This is a genomic window from Polynucleobacter sp. MWH-CaK5, from assembly GCF_018687615.1.
Lineage (GTDB): Bacteria > Pseudomonadota > Gammaproteobacteria > Burkholderiales > Burkholderiaceae > Polynucleobacter.
In genome coordinates this window covers 999,163-1,019,231 of sequence record NZ_CP061299.1, presented here as the reverse complement: position 1 = coordinate 1,019,231, position 20,069 = coordinate 999,163, and the positions used below count along the sequence as shown (strand labels likewise).

Sequence of the window (20,069 nt, the reverse complement as noted above, 5' to 3'; positions counted from 1 at the left end):
ATTAGATTTAGGAGTCAAGTGTGAGCACACCATCTACTGAAACAATGTCCCGTTGGGAAAAAATGAAACATGGCTTTCTTCATGAAACTAAGAAGTTTCTGATTGCCACTGGTTATTTCACCATTTGGTTTTATGCCATTGGCTTATATAACCAATCGCAAATGTTGCACTTTGGGGTTGATGGCGCGGATAGCATGTTCTCAATCACTGTGGCTCTCATCAAGGCAGCCTTTGTGGGTAAATTCTTGATCACAGTAGAGCTTCTGATGCCGATTAAGGTTAACAAAGGCAAACCTATTTTCTGGCCTTTGATTGGCCATTCATTGATCTATGTGGTCCTAGTCATGATTTTGCATGCCAATGCTCTTGGTATTGAGGGTTACTTGCTGCATGGCAAGCCATTCTTGGAGGGTGTATTAGAGTTTGGCCATGCCAAGCCTAAAAACTTGATCATGATTGCCTTCATCTACTGGCTCATCATCGTTCACTATTTGACCTACTTCACGGTTCAAAAAGCCGTTGGTGAAAAAGAGTTCAAAGACATCTTTTTGGGCAAGTAATTAGGTCGGTAAAAAAGAAGTTAACAAGAAGTTAATAAGAGCAATTAATAAAAACAAAAATGCCTCTGAGATTCAGAGGCATTTTTTATTACAACAGTAGAAAGCTCAGGAAGAGTTTCTAGAGCTCTTTGAGTTACTTCTTAGGTGCGCTTACCACTGCAGCCACTGCTTCAGCATAAGTCACATACACTTGATCCTTGGTGGTGATGCCTTTTAAGAGGGCTGGATTCTCAACCTTGACATTCACCACATTGCCTTTAGGACCTTTGAGTGACACGATTTGTTTCTTTTGATCAATCGCTATAACACTCGCTGTTGTTTTAACAATATTGGTTGTAACCATACCAGGTTTAGAACCAGCTGGAGCTGTCTGTGTATCTGTTGTCACTTCACGGCCGCGCACATCATTGTTCTTGGTTTTAACTAATTCAATGGCCACAGCCAATGCATATTGAACATCTAAACGATCGCCAACCTTGATCTGGGCAAAGTTCTTAACTTCAGGGCCAGCAACGATGTCCAATAAACCTTCTTTGCTTTTAAACGTCACAACACGATTTTTAGCATCAATCTTTGTCACGATGCCGCTATAAATTTGACCAAGTTCACCCGCAGCTGCTCCGGCAACTGGTTTATCAACAGGGTAGTCATATTGAGCCACTGCCAATGAAGATAGGCCAAGAAGAGAGGCTGTTAATAAGCTTATGCTGATTTTTTGTGCGGTCATGGAGTTTCCTAGGTGTTTTAGTTGAAATATTCTCTTAATGTAACACCTTCAACCCGCTTTATGAATGGGCTCTATGGCTATTGATTATCAGGGGTTAGGGCAAGAAAAAAGCCTCTGAACTTTCATTCAGAGGCTTTCTTATTTGGCTCCTCGACCTGGGCTCGAACCAGGGACCTACGGATTAACAGCAAAGGATCCTTAAAAAATCCCCAACTAATACAAGCGGTTACGCCCGTTAAACCTCGGTGCGCTATGAAGTGCGCTAAAACGCTGCTTCAACGGAGTAACTAAAAACTGTCGAGAGTCTATTACTAAATTCGCGTTTACGTAAATTAACGCCTATAAATTGCTGCATTTGTTTACAGCAAGGAGCTCTTACAAAAATTCCAAGCCATTAGACAAGCCGTTGCATCAGTTAAACCATAGCACTTAGAAAACTTATAAATCACAGTGGAAATAGTTCTTAAAAACATAGGAATAGCTGGCGTAAGAGTTGACCAGTGGTTAATATGAATAAGGTCATAAAAGCGAGAATTAAATTGAAAAAAGTAGCTCTAAATATAAAAAACTGCTATGGAATTGGCAGTCTTAACCATGAATTTATATTCGAAAAATCTAGGGCGTATTCGATTTATGCGCCAAATGGATTTATGAAAACATCGCTAGCCAAAACATTTATTGATTTGGTTAACGGCGTAGATTCTAGTGACCAAATTAACAAGGATAGAAAATCAATAAGAGAAATTAAAGATCAGGATGGTGCTGATTTGGGTGCTCAGTCCGTTCTTGTAATTCAGCCGTATGAACAAAATTACGCATCTACAAAAACATCTTTGCTTTTAGTAAATGCGGAGATAAAAAAAGGCTACGACGCAGCCTTAGATAGCATTGATGAGAAAAGAAGTGACCTACTCAAAGCTTTAAAGGAGATATCTGGATTAACCGGTAGAAATATGACCCCGGAAGGTGAGTTAGTTAGATGCTTTAAGTCTAGCTCTTTATTTGAGTGTCTTGAGTCATTAGAAGGCGAGTTGGATGCGCTGCCAAACGAGAGATTTTCAAAACTTAGCTATGCCAGCATTTTCAACGATAAAACTATAACCCTTCTTGATTCTGGCGCTATCAAGAATCAGCTTAACGAATACATTGAAAAATACAATGAACTAGTAGCAAATTCACCAATTCTTTCCAAAAATTTCAACTACTACCACGCTACTACTATTCAAAAAAATCTACTTGAAAATGGTTTTTTTAACGCTAAACATTCAATTAATCTAAATAACGGTGGTAATAAGCAGGAGATTAAGACTTCAGATGAGTTGGCCGGCAGGATTGATGAGGAAAAAAAGAAAATCCTTTCTGACGATGAGTTGAATAAAAAATTTAATGAAATTGATAAAAAACTCACAACAAAGGAGCTGCGTGAATTTCGAGACTATTTATTAGACAACAAGGATGTAGTTTCTGAATTATCTAACTATCCTGAGTTTCAAAAAAGCATTTGGCTTGCTTACTTGCGTACACATAAAGATTTGACTAGGGGCTTTATTGCCCAATACAAGTTAGCAAAAGAAGTGATGCAGCGTTCTATTGAGGCTGCAAGATCTGAGCGGACGCAGTGGGAAGAGGTAGTCATTCAGTTTAATAGCAGGTTTACCGTTCCCTTCAATTTGGCTGTAATCAATCAAGAAGATGTAATTTTGAAAGGTACATCACCTCAAATTTCATTCATGTTCAGAGATGGTGAGGATGCAAGGGAAGTCGATCGAAGCCTACTTCTTCAGGTTCTTAGCCAGGGGGAGAAAAGAGCTTTATATATCCTCAATATATTGTTTGAATTGAATGCAAGAAAAAGAGCTTTTGCGCGACTTGCGCCATTTACCAAAAGCTTTGCATGCGGTATTAGCGCTTGAGCCACAGATCATGGCTTGGAGTACTGCATTTGCTAAATGTGAAAATGCTTTGTTCTTGGGTCGCGGCATGCATTACCCAATTGCCCTTGAAGGCGCACTTAAGTTAAAAGAGATTTCATATATTCATGCTGAAGCTTATCCAGCAGGTGAGTTAAAGCATGGCCCTCTTGCACTCGTTACAGAGAAGATGCCGGTAGTCACAGTTGCCCCTAACGACGACTTGCTAGAAAAACTCAAGTCCAATATGCAGGAAGTCAAAGCCCGCGGCGGTAAGCTGTATGTCTTTGCAGATCAAGATACCGAGATCACTAGTAGCGAAGGCATCAATGTGATTCGTTTGCCTGAGCACTACGGCAAACTTTCCCCAATCCTCCATGTAGTTCCATTACAGCTACTGGCGTATCACACCGCTTGTGCCCTAGGTACCGATGTTGACAAGCCACGCAACCTCGCAAAGAGCGTTACGGTCGAGTAATTTCTCTGGGGTGATTCACCTCAAAATTCCAAGTAATTTCATTAACCTGGGCGTAAGCCAATTATCTGGGTTTATTCCCTTGAATCTGTAGGGCCTTGTTATTAGTACGAGCTAGTACTAAAATAGTACGCATACAGACTAAATTGAGGTACTTTGATGAATCACCTATCGCTAGTTAAGGAATTGGTTCAGGCTTATCAAGCCTTTGAAGCGTACTCTGGAGCGCATATCAAAGAGATAGGCTTAACAACCACTCAGTTCGATATTGTTGCGACGCTAGGCAATCAGCCCCCGATGACTTGCAAGGAACTGGGGGATAAGACGCTTGTTTCCAAAGGCACCATGACGGGCGTTCTGGAGCGACTGGAGGCCAAAGGCCTCATTGAAAAGTTTATCAATGCTGATGATGGACGAAGCTACAAGATTGGTTTATCCAAAAGTGGCGACAAATTATTTAAGAAGATATTTCCGGAGCATGTGGAATATCTAGGCAAAGCTTTCGGGAAGTTAAGTAAAAAAGAAATTGAACAAGCGGTGACAGTTTTAAAAGAAGTTAAATCAATTTTTCAAAGGAAATAATCATGACTAAAGTAGCTGTTGTATTTCATAGTGGATATGGTCACACTGTTAAACAAGCTGAAGCCCTCGCCAAAGGTGCGAATGCCACCTTAGTAGCAATTGATGCCGAAGGTAATATCAGCGATGCGCAGTGGGAAACACTCAATACTGCTGATGCCATCGTATTTGGTTCGCCAACCTATATGGGTACTGTGAGCTGGCAGTTTAAGAAGTTCGCTGATGCTACTTCTAAGCAATGGTTTTCACAACAGTGGAAAGATAAAGTATTCGGTGGCTTTACAAATTCTGCCACGATGAACGGCGATAAGCATTCCACCTTGCATTACTTCTTTACTCTAGCAATGCAGCATTCAGGTATTTGGGTTGGTACTGGTTTGATGCCTTCAAACTCCAAGGCTGCGAAGCGTGATGATGTGAACTATGTTGGCTCTTCTGCTGGCGCGATGATGCAGACACCTTCAGACGCAAGTGCTGATGAAGTAAATGTGGGCGATTTAGAAACAGCACGCCTCTATGGTGAGCGTATTGCCAAGATTGCCGCTGAAGTAAAGGCTAAGTAAGCTTTTTATCTGAAAGAAATTGGGGGAATCATGAAAAAACTCGTTGGTTTGCAAGGAAATGATCGAGGTCACTGGGTAGGCGACGGTTTTCCTGTGCGCACCTTGTTCTTTTATCAAGACCTCGGCAAGCAAATGAGTCCATTCTTGATGCTGGACTATGCAGGTCCAGCAGAGTTTCCCCCAACAACTGAGCGTAAGGGCGTGGGCTCACACCCTCATCGTGGTTTTGAGACGGTCACCATTGTTTATGAAGGTGAAGTAGCGCATAAAGATTCCACAGGTCAGGGTGGCACGATTGGCCCTGGAGATGTTCAGTGGATGACGGCCGGCTCTGGCATCTTGCATGAAGAATTTCATTCTGAAGACTTTGCCAAAAAAGGTGGCACTCTAAATATGGTGCAGTTGTGGGTGAATTTGCCAGCAAAGCTCAAAATGACCAAGCCAGGCTATCAAGCCATTCTGGATAAACAGATTCCTACGATTGATTTAAAGGGTGGCACAGGACAAGCGCGCATTATTGCTGGAGAGTTTGATGGCCATACGGGGCCAGCCAATACCTTTACTCCTCTCAATGTGATTGACCTGAAGTTGAAGAAGGGCTCAACAACTATTCCTGTGCCTGAGGGCTGGAATACTTCCCTGGTTGTGCTGAGGGGCGCCGTTGAGGCGGGTGAGGGCGTGCTTGCTAAAGATGCTCAGATGCTGATGTTTAGTAATCAAGGTCAAGATATTCAAGTGAATGTGCTGGAAGACTCCATTGCCTTGCTGCTGAGTGGCGAACCTATTAATGAACCCATAGTGGGTTACGGCCCATTTGTCATGAATACCAAAGAAGAAATTGCTCAGGCAATGCAAGATTTCAATAGCGGTGGTTTTGGAAAAATTACCCACTAAGAATGTGGCTGTAGCCTAAAAAATCCGTTTGACTTCTACACTCAGCTGTGCAAAAATTCATTAGTTAAATTAAGGCTTTACACAGACTGGATTAGAAAAGTATGTTCAAATATCTGCTGTAGAAAAGGAAATTTGTCACAGTACATGTTTGGTTCAAAAGAATTCTTTATTTTGCGTTGGCTTCCGTTGTTATCCGCGGGGTTTCTCTCTGCATGTGCCGTTGGCCCTGACTTCAAGCAGCCTGATGCTCCTAATACCTCTACCTATACCGAGACTACCCTTTCTAAAAAACTAGCTACTGCGCCTGGTGTTCCAGGCGGTACTGATCAAGAGTTTGTTGAGGGTGCGGATATTGAGGCTCAGTGGTGGGAATTATTTAAGTCTCCAGAGCTTGATGTATTGATCAAAAAAGCTTTGCAGCAAAACCCAAATTTAGGCGCAGCTGATGCGGCCCTGCGCGCTAGCCAAGAAAATGTCAGTGCACAAATTGGTGGGCAGTATTTTCCAGCGATTGGTTTGAATGGTGGCGTAGTTCGTCAGCTCCAACCCTCCGCTATTTATGGCTTGCCATATGGTTCAGATACCTACAACCTCTATAACGCTTCTGTAAACGTCACTTATAAGCTAGATGTTTTCGGTGGTGCGCGCCGAGCAGTTGAGGGTGCGAGAGCGCAAGCAGAGATTGCTCAGTTTCAGTTGGAGGGCGCATATCTCTCCTTGACAGCCAACATTGTCACTAGCGCTGTGCGTGAAGCAGCTTTGCGCGCACAAATGCAAGCCACAGAAGAAATTCTTAAGGCGCAAACTAATTTAGCCGAAGTTACCGAAAAGCAATTAGTCATTGGCACAGTCTCAAGAGTAGACGTGACATCACAAAGAACTTTAGTGTCTAACTCGCAAGTAGATTTATTTACTTACGAACGCAATCTTTCGTTTGCGCGCAATCAGTTAGCGGTCTTGGTGGGTGAGTTGCCTAGTAATGCCAACATCACTAAGTTTGATTTGAGGTCTCTACATTTACCAGAGAAGTTGCCACTGTCAGTACCTTCAAGTCTTGTTCGTCAACGTCCAGATGTACGTGCGGCAGAAGCACAACTCAAGGCGACGAATGCTTTGGTAGGTGTAGCTACCGCTAATTTATTGCCACAATTTAATATTACGGGCGCCATTGGATCTGCGGCACTCACTAGTGCAGCTTTGTTTGGGCCGAACGCCACTCTATGGTCCATTGCTGGCGGCATCTTCCAACCGCTGTTTCAGGGTGGTCAGTTATTGGCACAACGCCGTGGCGCCATTGCTAATTATGAGCAAGCAGTTTATCAATATCAAGCAACTGTGCTCAAAGCATTTCAAGAAGTGGCAGATTCCTTACGCGCTCTAGAGACCGGTGCCCAAGCGTTGAAGTCTGCATCAGACGCAGAGCGTTACGCCTATGAAACTTTAGAGTTAGTGCAGCAGCAATATAAGTTGGGCACTGCAAGTTACTTGGCTGTTCTCTATTATCAAAATCAATATCAAATTGCTAAAGTCAAATCGGTTTCTGCGCAAGCAACTCGATTCTCTGACACAGCAGCATTATTTGCAGCATTAGGCGGCGGCTGGTGGAATCGTACCGGCCCAGCCTTTCAACCAAAAGCCATAGCGAACAAAGATCAAAATGAAACTTCTGGAAACAATTAAAACCAAAGTCACTGCCGCTGCAGTTGCCTTGTGGGCTTGGATGCTTGCTAAGGCGGTTGAGTGGAAACTGCGCGAGAGGCTTATTGCACTCTGGGAAAAGGTCAAAGGCTTTTGGTTTCGTTTACGCGAACGCTTCTTGCGCAGTAAGGTCAACGCCAAATTGCAATCGATGACTCCTTTGGGTCGACGCATGACCATTATGTTGTGTGGCGTATTTTTGTTGCTGGGCTTGATCTTTGGGTTTAATCAACTCAAGACTTTCATGATCAAGCACTTCATTGCTGGCATGGGATTACCCCCGGCAACCGTCTCCACGATGGTAGTAGAGACCACTGCATGGCAGCCTAAGCTCTCTAGCGTTGGTAATGTGCGCGCATTTAGAGGCGTAGATCTCAGCACTGAAATCGGTGGCCTTGTACAAACCGTGCCTATTAAATCTGGCATGGATGTAAAAGAAGGTGACCTACTTATTAAGTTGAATGATGCTTCTGATGTTGCGCAACTGAATTCATTGAAGGCTCAGGCAGATTTAGCTAAGGTCATTAATGAACGCGATAGACAGCAGTTGGCGATTCAGGCGATTAGTAAGAACGTATTTGACACAAGCAAAGCAGACGCAAAGTCCAAGCAAGCTCAGGTAGAGCAACAAACGGCTTTAGTTGCCAAAAAGAACTTAAAGGCCCCCTTTAGTGGCCGTGTGGGCATTGTGATGATTAATCCTGGTCAGTTTGTTAACCCAGGTGATAAGTTGCTCACGCTTCAAACCTTAGATCCTATTTTTGTGGATTTCAATCTCCCCCAAAGCAATGCTGAGCAGATTCAGGTGGGCCAAGAAATTGTAGTGACGACTGACGCATTCAAAGATGCGAGTTTCACTGGCAAGATTACTGCAGTCAGTCCGAAGGTCGATACCAATACGCGCAATATTCAGATTGAAGCTCAATTGGCTAATCCAGATAAGAAGATTTTGCCGGGCATGTTTGCGAATGTGAATATCAAGCTGGGTGATGAAGTGAAAATGCTGACTTTGCCCCAAACTGCCGTGACTTATAACCCTTACGGCTCGACAATCTTTATTGCCAAGCCAACCGGTAAGAAGGATAAGCAGGGCAAGCCTACGCTTGAGGCCCAGCAAGTCTTTGTGACTACAGGGCCAACACGTGGCGACCAAGTGGCGATTCTCAAAGGTGTTGAAGAGGGCGCTACGGTTGTCACCAGCGGACAGCTCAAGTTGAAGAACGGTACACCACTGATTGTGAATAACAAAGTGTTGCCTTCGAACTCACCAAACCCGAAGCCACAGGAATAAGTCCTAGATGAATTGGACTGACATATTTATTCGTAGACCAGTGCTCTCGCTGGTAGTGAGTGCGCTTGTCTTAGTGTTTGGTTTGAAGGCTGTTGGATCGTTGCCGGTCAATCAATATCCACAAACCCAAAATGCGATTGTTACCATTACAACTGCCTACTATGGTGCTGATCCTGAGACGATTGCTGGGTTTATTACGCAACCATTAGAGACGGCGATTGCTCAGTCTCAAGGTATCGACTATTTGTCATCAATGAGCGTGAGCGGTCTTTCGACGATTACCGCTACTCTCAAACTTAATTACGATTCCAATGCTGCATTAACCCAAATTCAGACGCAGATTAGCTCGGTCAAGAATCAACTGCCACCCCAAGCTCAGCAACCGGTATTGACTGTGCAAATTGGTCAGTCGACTGCGGCGATGTACATGGGCTTTTATAGCGATGACATTCCGAACAATGCGATCACGGATTACTTGTTGCGGGTAGTTAAACCAAAGCTGGATGCTGTAGATGGCGTCCAAAATGCTGAAATCACTGGCGGCAGAAAGTTTGCTCTACGCGCTTGGCTCGACCGCGAGAAGATGGCTGGCCTGGGTGTGGGTGCTGATGATGTCTATAGCGCGATGGCCGCCAATAACTACCTATCAGCGGTCGGTAGCACTAAAGGTGACATGGTTGCTGTGGACTTAGTGGCTGGTACAGATCTACATACGCTCGATGAGTTCCGCAAATTGGTTGTCAAAAAAGATGGCATCAATATTGTCTATTTAGATCAAGTCGCGACCGTGAGCATGGGCTCCGAGGACTACAACACCAATGTCGCATTTAGTGGCAAGCGCTCAGTATTTATTGCCATCAAGGTCGCGCCTCAGGCGAACTTGCTTGATGTAGCTGAACGTGTTCGTGCCGCGGTGCCAGATATTCAGAAGCAGTTGCCAACCGGTATGTCGGGCAAAGTAGTTTATGACTCTACTAAGTTCATTACCACTTCGATTGATGAAGTAGTGGCTACCTTACTAGAAGCGCTATTGATTGTGACAGTGGTGATTTACCTTTTCTTAGGAAGTGCGCGTGCAGTTGCAGTTCCTGTGATTGCGATGCCACTCTCTTTAATTGGCACATTCTTCTTAATGCAGGTATTGGGTTACTCCATTAACTTGCTGACACTGTTAGCTCTAGTGCTTGCAATTGGTTTGGTCGTGGACGATGCCATCATTGTGGTTGAGAACGTTGACCGTCATATGAAGGAGGGCAAGTCCCCGCTAGAGGCTTCTTTAATTGCCGCACGTGAATTGGGCGGTCCAATTTTGGCAATGACGATTGTGTTGATCGCAGTCTATATCCCAATTGGCTTCCAGGGCGGCTTAACGGGGGCGCTCTTTACCGAGTTTGCCTTTACTTTGGCTAGTGCCGTAGCGGTATCGGGATTGATTGCGTTAACGCTCTCTCCGATGATGTGCTCACGCATCTTTACTGAAGAGCAAGAAGCTTCTTCATTTGTACAGAAGATTGATCGTATTTTTGATAAGGTACACCACAGCTATCAAACCACTTTGCGTGAACTCTTGAGTACTTGGCAGGTCATCATTGTGATGGGCGTGATTTTATTGGGTGGAGTTGCTTACCTTTACGCCACTGCCCGCGCTGAATTAGCACCAACAGAAGACCAGGGTATTGTGTTGATGCAGGCTTCGGGCCCACCCAATAGTACAGTTAATCAGATGCAGACTTACGCTGATCAGATTTATCAAATATCAGCAGCAGAGCCTGAGTATGAGCAGATGTTCCAGATCACCAGTCCAACCAGTAGTTTTGGTGGTGTATTGCTTAAGGATTGGGATCAACGCAGTCGTAATGCCACGAAGTTTCAAGAAGATATGCAAAGCAAGTGGAATACGATCGCAGGCGCTCGCGTAGCAGCCTTCCAGTTCCCAGCTTTGCCTGGTGCGCAGGGATTGCCGGTTCAGGTGGTCATCAACACTACTGAGTCTTACGAGCAGCTCAACGAAGTATCTCAGGCAGTTTTAGATAAGGCTCGTCGCAGTGGAAATTTCTTCTTCGTGGATTCAGATTTGAAGATTGATAAGCCGCAAGACGTTTTAGAAATTGATCGTGAAAAAGTTGCCGCACTAGGTATGACTCAGCAGCAGGTGGGTAGCGCGCTATCCGCTGCTTTGGGTGGCGGTTACGTGAATTACTTCTCTGTAGCTGGCCGTTCCTATCGCGTTATTCCACAAGTAAAGCAAGTGGACCGCTTAAATCCGGATCAGATCTTGGATTACTACATCCGTACGCCTAGTGGACAGATGATTCAGGCACGCACGATTGCAACGATTAAGCAAAAAGTAGTACCGCAATCCATCAATCACTTTCAGCAGCTCAACTCTGCAACGATCTCTGGTGTGAGTACACCATTTATTTCTCAAGCCGATTTGCTCGAGTTCATGCGTCAAACTTTGAAAGAAGTCGCACCCAATGGTTACACCATGGATTACGCCGGCCCATCCCGCCAGTTCATGGCGGAGTCAGGCGGTTTCTTGGTGACAATGTTCTTTGCGATCTTGATCGTGTTCTTAGTCTTGGCTGCACAGTTTGAAAGCTTCCGTGATCCGATCGTGATTTTGGTTTCGGTGCCACTTGCCTTGTTTGGCGCCCTTATCTTTATCAACCTTGGATTTACAACCTTGAACGTGTATACCCAGGTTGGACTTGTTACGTTGATGGGCTTGATCAGTAAGCACGGAATCTTGATTGTGGAATTTGCCAATGAGCTGCAAGAGGCTGGCCGCAGTAAGTTGGACGCTATCGTAGAAGCAAGTAGTGTGCGTTTGCGCCCGATTCTGATGACTACTGCAGCGATGGTATTGGGTGTGGTGCCTCTCGTCATTGCCTCTGGCGCCGGCGCTGCTGGCCGTCAATCGATGGGTATCGTGATTTTTACTGGTTTATCGATCGGCACTCTGTTTACGCTCTTTGTAGTGCCAGCGATGTACTTGTTTATTGGTGCAGATCACCATCAGAAGAAATTTAAGCAACAGTAATTTATTCCGCAAATGGTTAAAGAAAAAGGGTGAACTCAGTTCACCCTTTTCAATTGGAGCTTCTGACTTACTTCACAATATTGAGCTCTTTTTCTGCAACTACGCTGTACTTGGTTTCCGCCTCTATGCGTTGCATCCATGCTTCGACGTTCTGCAAAGAAAAACGTGGCCCAGTTTGCTCTGGAAAGGTTTCATTTAATAGAATCCATCTACTTACACAGAGCGCTAGTGGAATATCCCCAATATTGAAAGAGTCTCCTGAGCAATAACGTTGATTGGCCAGCTGTTGATCAAGTAGTGCGAGCAAAGCATTGGTATCTTGATATGCCTTGTGAATGACCTCGTAGTTTCTTTCGTTTTCAGGTGTCCGAGTTAGCCCAAGAAAGGCAACGCGCAAACTTGGCCACATCGTACCTAGTTGCCAATCCATCCACTTCTCAGATTGGTACTGACTAGTGATGTCTGTTGGAAAGCGCTTCGACTTATCGTACTGACGAACCAGATATCGCAAGATGGTATTGGATTCCCAGAGTACAAGATCACCGTCTTGCAGAGTCGGGACTAAGCCATTGGGGTTGAGTGCTAGAAATTCAGGGGTGCGATTTTTGCCAAAGTGAAGGCCTGCATCAATGCGCTCAAAATCTTTACTCTCTTCTAGTCCTAGCTCCGCAAGGCACCAAAAGACCTTTTGCACATTGATGGAACTTTTTCTTCCCCATAAGCGAATCATGAGAATTCCTATTTTGGTATTTTTAAAGTGATGAATCTAGGCCCATAAATTTGCTGTGTGCAAATATGAGTGGGTGACTTTCTGGGGTGTGCTTTAGGTTGAGTACTTTAGCAACGATGATGTTGTGATCGCCACCGGTATGAACAGAAACAGTTTCACACTCAAAGTATGCGCAGCATCCTTCAATTTGGGTAAGTCCGCTTTCTGCAAGCTTATGGGGGATGTTCACAAATTGATTTTCTTTTACAGTGGCAAAGTGCATTGCCATTGCTTCTTGTGAGCGCTCCAAGACATGAATTAACTGCTTGTGACCCACTTCAAAATGGGGCATTAAGCGTGAATGCTTTTTGAGGCTCCACAAGATAAGTGGCGGTTCTAGTGAAACAGTATTGAATGAGCTGATGGTGATGCCGTGAGCATTCTGGTCAGCATCTAAGCAGGTAATGACTGTGACCCCAGTTGCAAAGGAGGAAAAGCCTTTGCGGAGCTCTTGGGAAGTAAATGGGGTCATCTTGTTTGCTTATTTAGTGGCTTACTTTGCTGCAGTCGGAGCGGGCGCATCGACGGGAATAGTTGTGCCTGGAATTGGGTTCAGGATTTCATTCTCTTCAGGTTTAACGCATTTAAAGCGATATTCCTTGCCGGCCTTGGAAAGGAAGCTTGCGCCTTGGTAGAAATCATTCTTACAAGTCGTATTGGCAAAGTCCATCACGTCTTGAGGTGCTGCGCTGGAGGTAATGAGGCGCATATTGCCCATTGACATATTAATTTGGCTTGAGGAGCATCCGACTAGCGCTAAGCCAGAAACCGCAGTTAATAGTAGAATTTTTTTCATGGAAACCTCCATAATCAGCAATGCTCGTTAGGATAAACCTATTACGCACTTGCTGTGGAGAATGCAGCGCTTTTAAAAGGAAGAGATATGTTCAAGGCTATTTTGGTAAATAAGGATGATCAAGGCTACCGCGCCGAGATCGCACAGGTCGATGAGGCAAGTCTTCCGGAGGGCGATGTCAGAGTTAAGGTGCTCTATTCCACGCTAAATTACAAAGATGGTCTAGCCATTACCGGCAAGGGTCCGGTGGTGCGTAGCTTTCCCATGGTTCCAGGTATTGATTTCGCTGGAGAAGTTTTAGAGAGCGCTAGCCCAGAATTTAAGGCTGGTGACATGGTGTTGCTCAATGGTTGGGGTGTTGGTGAAGGTCATTGGGGTGGACTGGCTCAGCAAGCACGCGTGAAGTCGGACTGGCTCATTCCTTTGCCAAGGGGATTTACTGCTAAGCAGGCCCTGGCTATTGGTACTGCTGGCTACACAGCAATGCTGTGTGTGATGGCTTTGCAAAAGCATGGATTGAAGCCAAGTGATGGCGAGGTCTTAGTGACTGGCGCTGCAGGTGGGGTAGGTAGCTTTGCCATTACTCTTCTAAGCAAGTTGGGCTTTACGGTTGTTGCCAGTACTGGGCGCATGTCTGAGGCTGATTACCTGAAGAAATTGGGCGCGAGTGAAGTGATTGATCGTGCCGCACTCTCGGCTCCTGGTAAGCCTTTAGCAAAAGAGCGTTGGGCAGCAGTAGTCGATAGCGTTGGTAGTCATACATTAGCAAATGCCTGCGCTCAAACCAAGAGCGATGGTGCGGTTGCCGCTTGTGGCCTTGCTCAAGGGATGGATTTTCCATCAACTGTTGCGCCATTCATTTTGCGTGGTGTAACTTTGTATGGCATTAATAGTGTGACAGTGCCAAAAGCAAAACGCATTGCTGCTTATGAGCAATTGAGTAAATTGGTTGATCTCAAAACTTTAGAGGAGATCTCTCACGAAATTAGTTTAGAGGATTCCATTAAATATGCGGCAGAGCTGATGGCGGGCAATGTGCGCGGCCGCTTAATTGTGGATGTCAATAAATAAGCAATTAATAATGCCTACTGTGGTGCTTGAGGTTTGCGTGTTTCCAGTTTTTCCCAGACCTCAAGCTTGTCAGAGTTAGAAAGTTCCGACCAGTCTGCAATCTCCGATAGCGTGCGATAGCAGCCACGGCAAAAACCATTTTCAGGGTTGATGTCGCACCAGTTGATGCAAGGTGATGGAACTGTTGTCAAAGCAAACCTAGAATAGAAAAAATGAATACCAAAAACCAATCCAGCGATCTTAGTTCTATTCATTATCCCTTAGCCGATGCTTTGCCGGAAGTGGGGAGTTCAATGGAGGTCGCACCTGGTGTTCGTTGGTTGCGGATGCGCCTGCCGTTTGCTTTGGACCACATCAACCTATGGCTGCTTCGCGATGAGTTTGAAGGCGTTGCAGGTGCTGATCCCCGTAGATTCGGAAGTTACCCTCAGATCGAGCCGGTTTTGCTAACAAACCCTCTTGCTCATAAAACCGAATAGTTTCCACTTGAGTGCCTGTGGCTGTTGCTAGTTCACCAATTCTCATTTGACCTCCAAGTTTTTACATTTTTATTCTAATCCCTTGACTCTATAGTTACTATAGGGTGTTAAATGTTCTATGTCTTCATTATTTAGGTTTCCGCTATGAGCGAATGCAATACCTCCTGTAGTTGTTCTACATCAACCCCTGTGACAAAGGCTTCTGAGATACGGAGCAAGAATAAGGCCATCTATCGCATTGAAAATATGGACTGCCCAACTGAAGAGGCGCTTATTCGCAAAAAGCTAGCGAGTGTAAGCGGCATTGAGTCGCTGGACTTTAACTTAATGCAAAGGATGCTCACGGTTGGTCACAATCTCAACTCACTTGACGCTATCGAGTCCGCTTTGGGTTCAATTGGAATGCAGGCGGTGCTACAAAGTGGTGAGACTTCTACAAAGGGCGGCTCGATTGAGCCTATGCCTAAAACCAATTGGTGGCCATTAGCTGTTGCAGGTATCACTGCAACCTTGGCTGAAATTATGGAATTGCTGCAACTTGGTAATCAGTGGATTGTCATCACTCTAGTAATCGCCTCAATTGCTTCGGGGGGCCTGACCACTTATAAAAAGGGCTGGATTGCATTAAAGAATAGCAATCTCAATATCAATGCCTTAATGTCAATTGCAGTCACAGGCGCGATGGCGATTGGCAGTTGGCCAGAAGCCGCCATGGTGATGTTCTTATTTACTCTAGCTGAAGTAATTGAAGCCAAGTCATTAGATCGTGCTCGTAATGCGATTCGTGGCTTATTAGACCTCACCCCTGAAACCGCAACCGTTCAGCAAGCCGATGGCTCTTGGGTGCTAACGGATGTAAAGGCTATCGCTTTAGGTGCTTTAGTTCGAGTGCGTCCTGGAGAGCGAATAGCTTTAGACGGCATATTAATAAGTGGTAACTCGGCAGTAAATCAAGCGCCAATCACGGGTGAGAGCCTACCCGTCGATAAGATAGTTGGCGATGAGGTATTTGCGGGAACGATAAATCAGACAGGATCGTTCGAATACAAAGTTACTGCAGAAGCGACTCATTCAACGCTAGCTCGAATTATTCATGCAGTAGAAGCGGCGCAAGGAAGTCGTGCGCCCACCCAGCGTTTTGTTGATCAATTCGCCAAGATCTATACGCCAGCTGTTTTTTTGCTTGCGGTGTTAGTCGCTGTTTTGCCTCCATTGTTAATGGCGCAGTCATGGCAAGAGTGGATCTATAAAGCATTAGTCATGTTAGTGATTGCCTGCCCTTGTGCTTTGGTGATCTCAACACCAGTAACGATTGTGAGTGGCTTAGCAGCCGCTGCAAGAAAAGGCATCTTAATTAAAGGAGGCGCTTTTTTAGAAGCAGGACGGAGCATGAAGGTCTTAGCAGTAGATAAGACAGGGACACTAACCTACGGGAAGCCTGCACAAACGGACTTTTTTGCATTAAGTAGCAATGACAAGCATATTCACGAAATTGCCATCAGTCTTGCAGCACGATCTGATCATCCCGTATCTCTAGCAATTGCCCATGCTAATCAAGAGCAAAAGAATGATTTAATGACTGTAGATAGCTTTGAGGCGATTCTGGGTCGCGGTGTCAAAGGCGTTATTGAGGGTAATTTGTATTACCTTGGCAATCATCGACTGATTGAAGAATTGGGTTTGTGCTCTGATGATATTGAGAATCGTTTATTACCACTCGAGCAGCAAGGCAAAACGGCCGTATTGCTTACCAACCAAACAGAGGTTCTAGCCATTATTGCGGTAGCCGATACTGTTAGAGAAACAAGCAAGCAGGCTATTGATGGGCTTCACCAATTAGGTGTGACTACCATCATGCTCACTGGTGACAATGAGCACACCGCCAAGGCAATAGGTAAGCAGGTGGGTGTCGATGAAATTGTGGGTAATTTATTGCCTGAAGATAAGCTCAAAATAATTGACAGTCGCCTAAAAAAGGATCCCAATGTAAAGGTAGGCATGGTTGGAGATGGCATTAATGATGCCCCCGCTTTAGCAAGAGCAAGTATTGGATTTGCGATGGGGGCGGCTGGAACCGATACTGCGATAGAGACTGCTGATGTTGCGCTAATGGATGATGATTTACGCAAGATTGCTACCTTTATTCGGCTATCCAAATCAACCGCTCTAATTCTGACTCAAAACATTGTTCTTGCTCTAGGCATTAAGGCTATCTTCCTTGTGCTTACCTTTACAGGGCAAGCCACGATGTGGATGGCGGTATTTGCGGATATGGGTGCGAGCTTGCTAGTAGTGGCAAATGGATTGCGGTTATTAAGAAGTTAGACAGTAGTCAATATTCAGCATTTAACTCAAGGAGTACTGAGATGAAAAAGCTAGGATGTGTTGCGATTTTAAGTTTGGGTGTTTTATTAAGTGCGCCCGTTTTGGCGCAAACAGCAGGGGCAGGCACTAAAGCCACACAGACACAACAAAAAAATATTGATGTAGCGGAGTTTGATAAGCAAGCCGCTCAAATTCAAGAGAACTTTAAAAAGATGCAACAGCAGATGGATCAGATTCGTGCTACTCAAGATTCACAAGAAAGACAAAAACTGATGCAAGCTCATTGGAGCGCGATGCAGAGCAACATGAATATGATGCAAGGCATGTGGGGTTCGGGAATGATGGGTTGTTGTGGTGGTAACGGCGGCATGATGGGTGGACACATGATGGGTCCAACGATGGGCTGGAATGGTATGGGCCCTTATTACTCTAAATTAACGCCTGAGCAGTTAAAGCAACGCCAATACATGATGGATCAATACATGGGTATGCAGCAGAACATGATGAACCAAATGATGCAACAGAACTATATGTGGATGGATCGGTCAAGGTGGTAACTGGCTGGAGGATGAGTTATTAAACTTATACACCAAGGTCTGCTTTGGATCGATGGCGGTCATTAACTAATGAAGCGTTACTTTAAGTAACACTTACTCTCTTATCAAGCCGTTTGGAGCAACGAAGTGTTAGACGGTTGCTCCGAAAATCCTGTGGTTTTCAAAATCAAAGAGCACTTAGGACGAATAAACCACCATCTTAGCGTTATCCACAATCTGCACAGCAACAGCGCCAGCTTTCTTCTTTCTTAGCGCCATAGATAGGGCGTTATTAAAGTCGCCATAAGTGCCCGCAGACACCCAGGCGGTATATGGATTATTCATTTTGTAGATAGTCTTATAGCTTTGAGACTTCTTTCTATGGGTACTTTCAACTTTAGCTAAGTCCATTTGTCCAGCTTGGATCTTCTGTCTAGCCCGCTCAGCTTTAACTGCTGCTTGTGCTCTTTCAGCCTGATCTTTAAGAGCTTTGATTCGTGCTTGTGCTGGACTTAAGGGCTTTTGTATTTTGGGTGTTTGGAATTCAAAAAATCGCATACCAGTATTTAGTGCCTAGTATTCACTAGGCAGCAAAATCACCCACTTATCTTCATTTAAACAAGCATATAAGCTAATCTCATTAAATGGAAAGTCTGTATACGGAATGCGTTGCTTAGCTAGTACATTGCCGTTGCCATCGGTAATGGTTAAGTTACCTGAACCATTGGTGCAAGTTAGGCTACAGCTAGTAAAGCCCTCATTGCTGCCTAAGTGCATGACATGGCTGGCTATGGCGTCCATTAGCCAGTAGCAACCCACGGTTTCCGCTAGGTACTTGGTGCCATCGGTTAGTAAGACTTTAGGCCATAAGGGGTAGTAGAACTCGGTGCCAGTAAATTGACTCAATTGATTCAAAACGTGAGTTTTTGAAGAATTCATTTTTGCTATGCCTCATAAGTGAGCAAGTGTTACCTTAAGTAACACTTCTCAACGAGTCAAAACCCTGCGATTTTGACTCGTTTGGTGGAATTATTTAGTTTTAAAGTTGGCCTTAAGTGCGCCGCTAGCCCGCTCAATCTCTTGATCAAAGCTGCCATTGCCTACCTCAGTTTTGATGATTTCTAAGCTCTCTAACAAGCCCTCAAAGTCAGCCACTTGAATACTGGGCATGCCGCGCTTGAGTTCCACGATCTTGCTGCCATAGCGAATGGAGATGCATAACTTGCCATCAATGTCTTGATACCACCAAGGCTTAATGCGCTTATTCACAGCGATACGTTGGCTATTACCAGTAGCGTCTTTAACGGTCTTGTATTTTTTGATTTCTAGCTGGGTGCCATTGGCCTGGCTTTTGACTAATTCGATCTGCTCCCAGATCTTGCCAATGAGCTTATTACGACGCTGAACGATAGGTGGCTGGTGAATCGGTTTCGTTGCTGCTACAAATTTGAGTTTTTCAAAGGTTGCCATCATGTTCTCCATAAAGTTGATAGGGCAACACAACAATATTGTCGATAAATGCTGTTGGACAACCGGTATTTTTAGTTTGGACAAATAAACCAGAAAAAATTCACATTCCTTGTTCAGAAGACTAAATACTTTCATGAACTACAAAAAGAAGCCCACTGCAAAGCAATGCGCTATCGAGCGCAAGATCGATGTTGATACTAGGTTAAGTAATCGTTGGCTTAGTGAAAATGGTGTGGGTGTTAGGGATTTGCATATTGGATCAAAAGAAGCATTTCAGGCATTAAAGATGGCTAATACTGCAGTTAAGCAGCATGCCTACTTATTAAGCCAAGAGCAGTTGAAATTCCTCAATAGATTTATCAGTGAAGTAAGGTGGGTTAAAAGGCGAAAAACAATGGCATTAGGGCGATGTTTTAAAGTAATGAATATTGCTAAGCAGGCGCTACGTAAGGTCGCTAAGAACTATTAAAAGTCCAGGTTAGTTAGAACGGCACGAGTAAGTCGCTCGTTAAAAAATGGCAAAAACGCGGGTTGTAATAAGAGGCTAATGACCCCGTCCTACACATGTTGCCCGTAACAGCATGTGACTAATAGGTGATGCCGCAGAGCAGCACGTGTAAAAACGGCTGGGAGTTTTAATACATCAGTCTCCAAACTAACTCTGTTACGGTCGTGTAGTGAAACGATACTCAGATCAAATACTATGCGGATGGCGGTTAATAGCAACAAGACTTCGGTCTTCTGCTATAGCCGTCGCTCGTTCACTTAATCTAGATCAACTAGACAGCACCACTAGCTACTGCGTAGCTAGCGGCTTTAAATCAACTATAGAAAATAAGTGCAAAGTAATGTGAGTGAGCGAGAGCGAATGAACATTACTGCG

General features: G+C 44.7%; 20 protein-coding genes and 3 pseudogenes. 14 read left to right on the top strand and 9 right to left on the bottom strand.

The annotated features are described in order from the left end of the window. The first annotated feature begins 20 nt into the window (after positions 1-20). Positions 21-560, top strand: coding sequence for a hypothetical protein (locus GQ367_RS05025; protein WP_215289548.1), 540 nt, complete (start codon positions 21-23; stop codon positions 558-560). A 133-nt stretch (positions 561-693) separates the two neighbouring features. Here GQ367_RS05025 and GQ367_RS05020 read toward each other — a convergent pair whose 3' ends face one another. After that, positions 694-1,287 (bottom strand): hypothetical protein, encoded by a 594-nt coding sequence (locus GQ367_RS05020; RefSeq protein ID WP_215289546.1) that lies wholly within the window; start codon positions 1,285-1,287, stop codon positions 694-696. Positions 1,288-1,796: 509 nt separating this feature from the next. Here GQ367_RS05020 and GQ367_RS08670 point away from each other — a divergent pair. The 8 genes and pseudogenes from GQ367_RS08670 to GQ367_RS04985 all read left to right on the top strand — a co-directional run bounded on the left by GQ367_RS08670 (position 1,797) and on the right by GQ367_RS04985 (position 11,740). Beyond that, a complete protein-coding gene (locus GQ367_RS08670; RefSeq protein ID WP_371818515.1) occupies positions 1,797-3,200 on the top strand; it encodes a hypothetical protein in 1,404 nt (467 codons plus the stop codon). Further along, a pseudogene (locus GQ367_RS05015) lies at positions 3,136-3,675 on the top strand (SIS domain-containing protein); the annotation flags it as partial. The gene GQ367_RS08670 and the pseudogene GQ367_RS05015, both read left to right, overlap by 65 nt. A 156-nt stretch (positions 3,676-3,831) precedes the next feature. Then, the gene (locus GQ367_RS05010) at positions 3,832-4,254 is read left to right on the top strand and encodes a MarR family winged helix-turn-helix transcriptional regulator (RefSeq protein WP_215289544.1); all 423 of its coding nucleotides are present in this window, start codon (positions 3,832-3,834) and stop codon (positions 4,252-4,254) included. A gap of 2 nt (positions 4,255-4,256) precedes the next feature. Then, positions 4,257-4,814: a flavodoxin family protein gene (locus GQ367_RS05005; RefSeq protein WP_215289542.1), complete on the top strand. Its 558-nt coding sequence runs from the start codon at positions 4,257-4,259 to the stop codon at positions 4,812-4,814. A 30-nt stretch (positions 4,815-4,844) separates the two neighbouring features. Further along, positions 4,845-5,708, top strand: coding sequence for a pirin family protein (locus GQ367_RS05000; RefSeq protein ID WP_215289539.1), 864 nt, complete (start codon positions 4,845-4,847; stop codon positions 5,706-5,708). Between the two features lie 144 nt (positions 5,709-5,852). Next, complete coding sequence (locus tag GQ367_RS04995; RefSeq protein WP_215289536.1) at positions 5,853-7,388, top strand: efflux transporter outer membrane subunit; 1,536 nt, start codon at positions 5,853-5,855, stop codon at positions 7,386-7,388. 169 nt (positions 7,389-7,557) lie between these two features. Beyond that, positions 7,558-8,697 (top strand): efflux RND transporter periplasmic adaptor subunit, encoded by a 1,140-nt coding sequence (locus GQ367_RS04990; protein WP_215291894.1) that lies wholly within the window; start codon positions 7,558-7,560, stop codon positions 8,695-8,697. Between the two features lie 7 nt (positions 8,698-8,704). Beyond that, positions 8,705-11,740 (top strand): efflux RND transporter permease subunit, encoded by a 3,036-nt coding sequence (locus GQ367_RS04985; RefSeq protein WP_215289534.1) that lies wholly within the window; start codon positions 8,705-8,707, stop codon positions 11,738-11,740. Positions 11,741-11,807: 67 nt separating this feature from the next. Here the strand turns inward: GQ367_RS04985 and GQ367_RS04980 are convergent, their stop codons facing one another. From GQ367_RS04980 to GQ367_RS04970, 3 genes are read right to left on the bottom strand one after another with little or no spacing between them, the layout of a single operon-like run. Continuing rightward, positions 11,808-12,434, bottom strand: coding sequence for a glutathione S-transferase family protein (locus GQ367_RS04980; protein WP_251370127.1), 627 nt, complete (start codon positions 12,432-12,434; stop codon positions 11,808-11,810). A gap of 58 nt (positions 12,435-12,492) precedes the next feature. Continuing rightward, on the bottom strand, positions 12,493-12,981 hold the full coding sequence (locus GQ367_RS04975) for a flavin reductase family protein (RefSeq protein WP_215289531.1): 489 nt from the start codon (positions 12,979-12,981) through the stop codon (positions 12,493-12,495). Between the two features lie 21 nt (positions 12,982-13,002). Continuing rightward, positions 13,003-13,305 carry a hypothetical protein gene (locus GQ367_RS04970; protein WP_215289529.1) on the bottom strand — a complete coding sequence of 101 codons (303 nt, stop codon included), beginning with the start codon at positions 13,303-13,305 and terminating at the stop codon, positions 13,003-13,005. An 87-nt stretch (positions 13,306-13,392) separates the two neighbouring features. Between GQ367_RS04970 and GQ367_RS04965 the strand changes: the two genes are divergently transcribed. Next, a complete protein-coding gene (locus GQ367_RS04965) occupies positions 13,393-14,376 on the top strand; it encodes an MDR family oxidoreductase (protein WP_215289528.1) in 984 nt (327 codons plus the stop codon). Positions 14,377-14,390: 14 nt separating this feature from the next. On the opposite strand, the gene GQ367_RS04960 is transcribed toward GQ367_RS04965, so the two are convergent. Next, positions 14,391-14,630, bottom strand: coding sequence for a DUF1289 domain-containing protein (locus GQ367_RS04960; RefSeq protein WP_215289527.1), 240 nt, complete (start codon positions 14,628-14,630; stop codon positions 14,391-14,393). On the opposite strand from GQ367_RS04960, the pseudogene GQ367_RS04955 reads away from it, so the two are divergent. After that, positions 14,589-14,774, top strand: a pseudogene (locus GQ367_RS04955) (MBL fold metallo-hydrolase); the annotation flags it as partial. The gene GQ367_RS04960 and the pseudogene GQ367_RS04955 sit on opposite strands and share 42 nt — an antisense overlap. Here the strand turns inward: GQ367_RS04955 and GQ367_RS04950 are convergent. Continuing rightward, positions 14,758-14,901: pseudogene (locus GQ367_RS04950) on the bottom strand (MerR family transcriptional regulator); the annotation flags it as partial. The pseudogenes GQ367_RS04955 and GQ367_RS04950 sit on opposite strands and share 17 nt — an antisense overlap. Before the next feature lie 98 nt (positions 14,902-14,999). Between GQ367_RS04950 and GQ367_RS04945 the strand changes: the two are divergent. Both GQ367_RS04945 and GQ367_RS04940 read left to right on the top strand, forming a co-directional pair. Further along, entirely contained in the window at positions 15,000-17,180 is a 2,181-nt protein-coding gene (locus GQ367_RS04945; RefSeq protein ID WP_215289526.1) for a heavy metal translocating P-type ATPase, read from the top strand. 41 nt (positions 17,181-17,221) lie between these two features. Beyond that, complete coding sequence (locus tag GQ367_RS04940; protein ID WP_015421826.1) at positions 17,222-17,737, top strand: hypothetical protein; 516 nt, start codon at positions 17,222-17,224, stop codon at positions 17,735-17,737. A gap of 177 nt (positions 17,738-17,914) precedes the next feature. On the opposite strand, the gene GQ367_RS04935 is transcribed toward GQ367_RS04940, so the two are convergent. From GQ367_RS04935 to GQ367_RS04925, 3 genes are all read right to left on the bottom strand, one after another. Then, positions 17,915-18,274 (bottom strand): hypothetical protein, encoded by a 360-nt coding sequence (locus GQ367_RS04935; RefSeq protein ID WP_215289525.1) that lies wholly within the window; start codon positions 18,272-18,274, stop codon positions 17,915-17,917. Positions 18,275-18,289: 15 nt separating this feature from the next. Further along, complete coding sequence (locus tag GQ367_RS04930) at positions 18,290-18,655, bottom strand: DUF6876 family protein (RefSeq protein WP_215289524.1); 366 nt, start codon at positions 18,653-18,655, stop codon at positions 18,290-18,292. Between the two features lie 90 nt (positions 18,656-18,745). Next, a complete protein-coding gene (locus GQ367_RS04925) occupies positions 18,746-19,186 on the bottom strand; it encodes a DUF6641 family protein (protein ID WP_215289522.1) in 441 nt (146 codons plus the stop codon). Positions 19,187-19,319: 133 nt separating this feature from the next. On the opposite strand from GQ367_RS04925, the gene GQ367_RS04920 reads away from it, so the two are divergent. Further along, complete coding sequence (locus GQ367_RS04920; protein WP_215289520.1) at positions 19,320-19,655, top strand: hypothetical protein; 336 nt, start codon at positions 19,320-19,322, stop codon at positions 19,653-19,655. Positions 19,656-20,069: the final 414 nt, after the last annotated feature.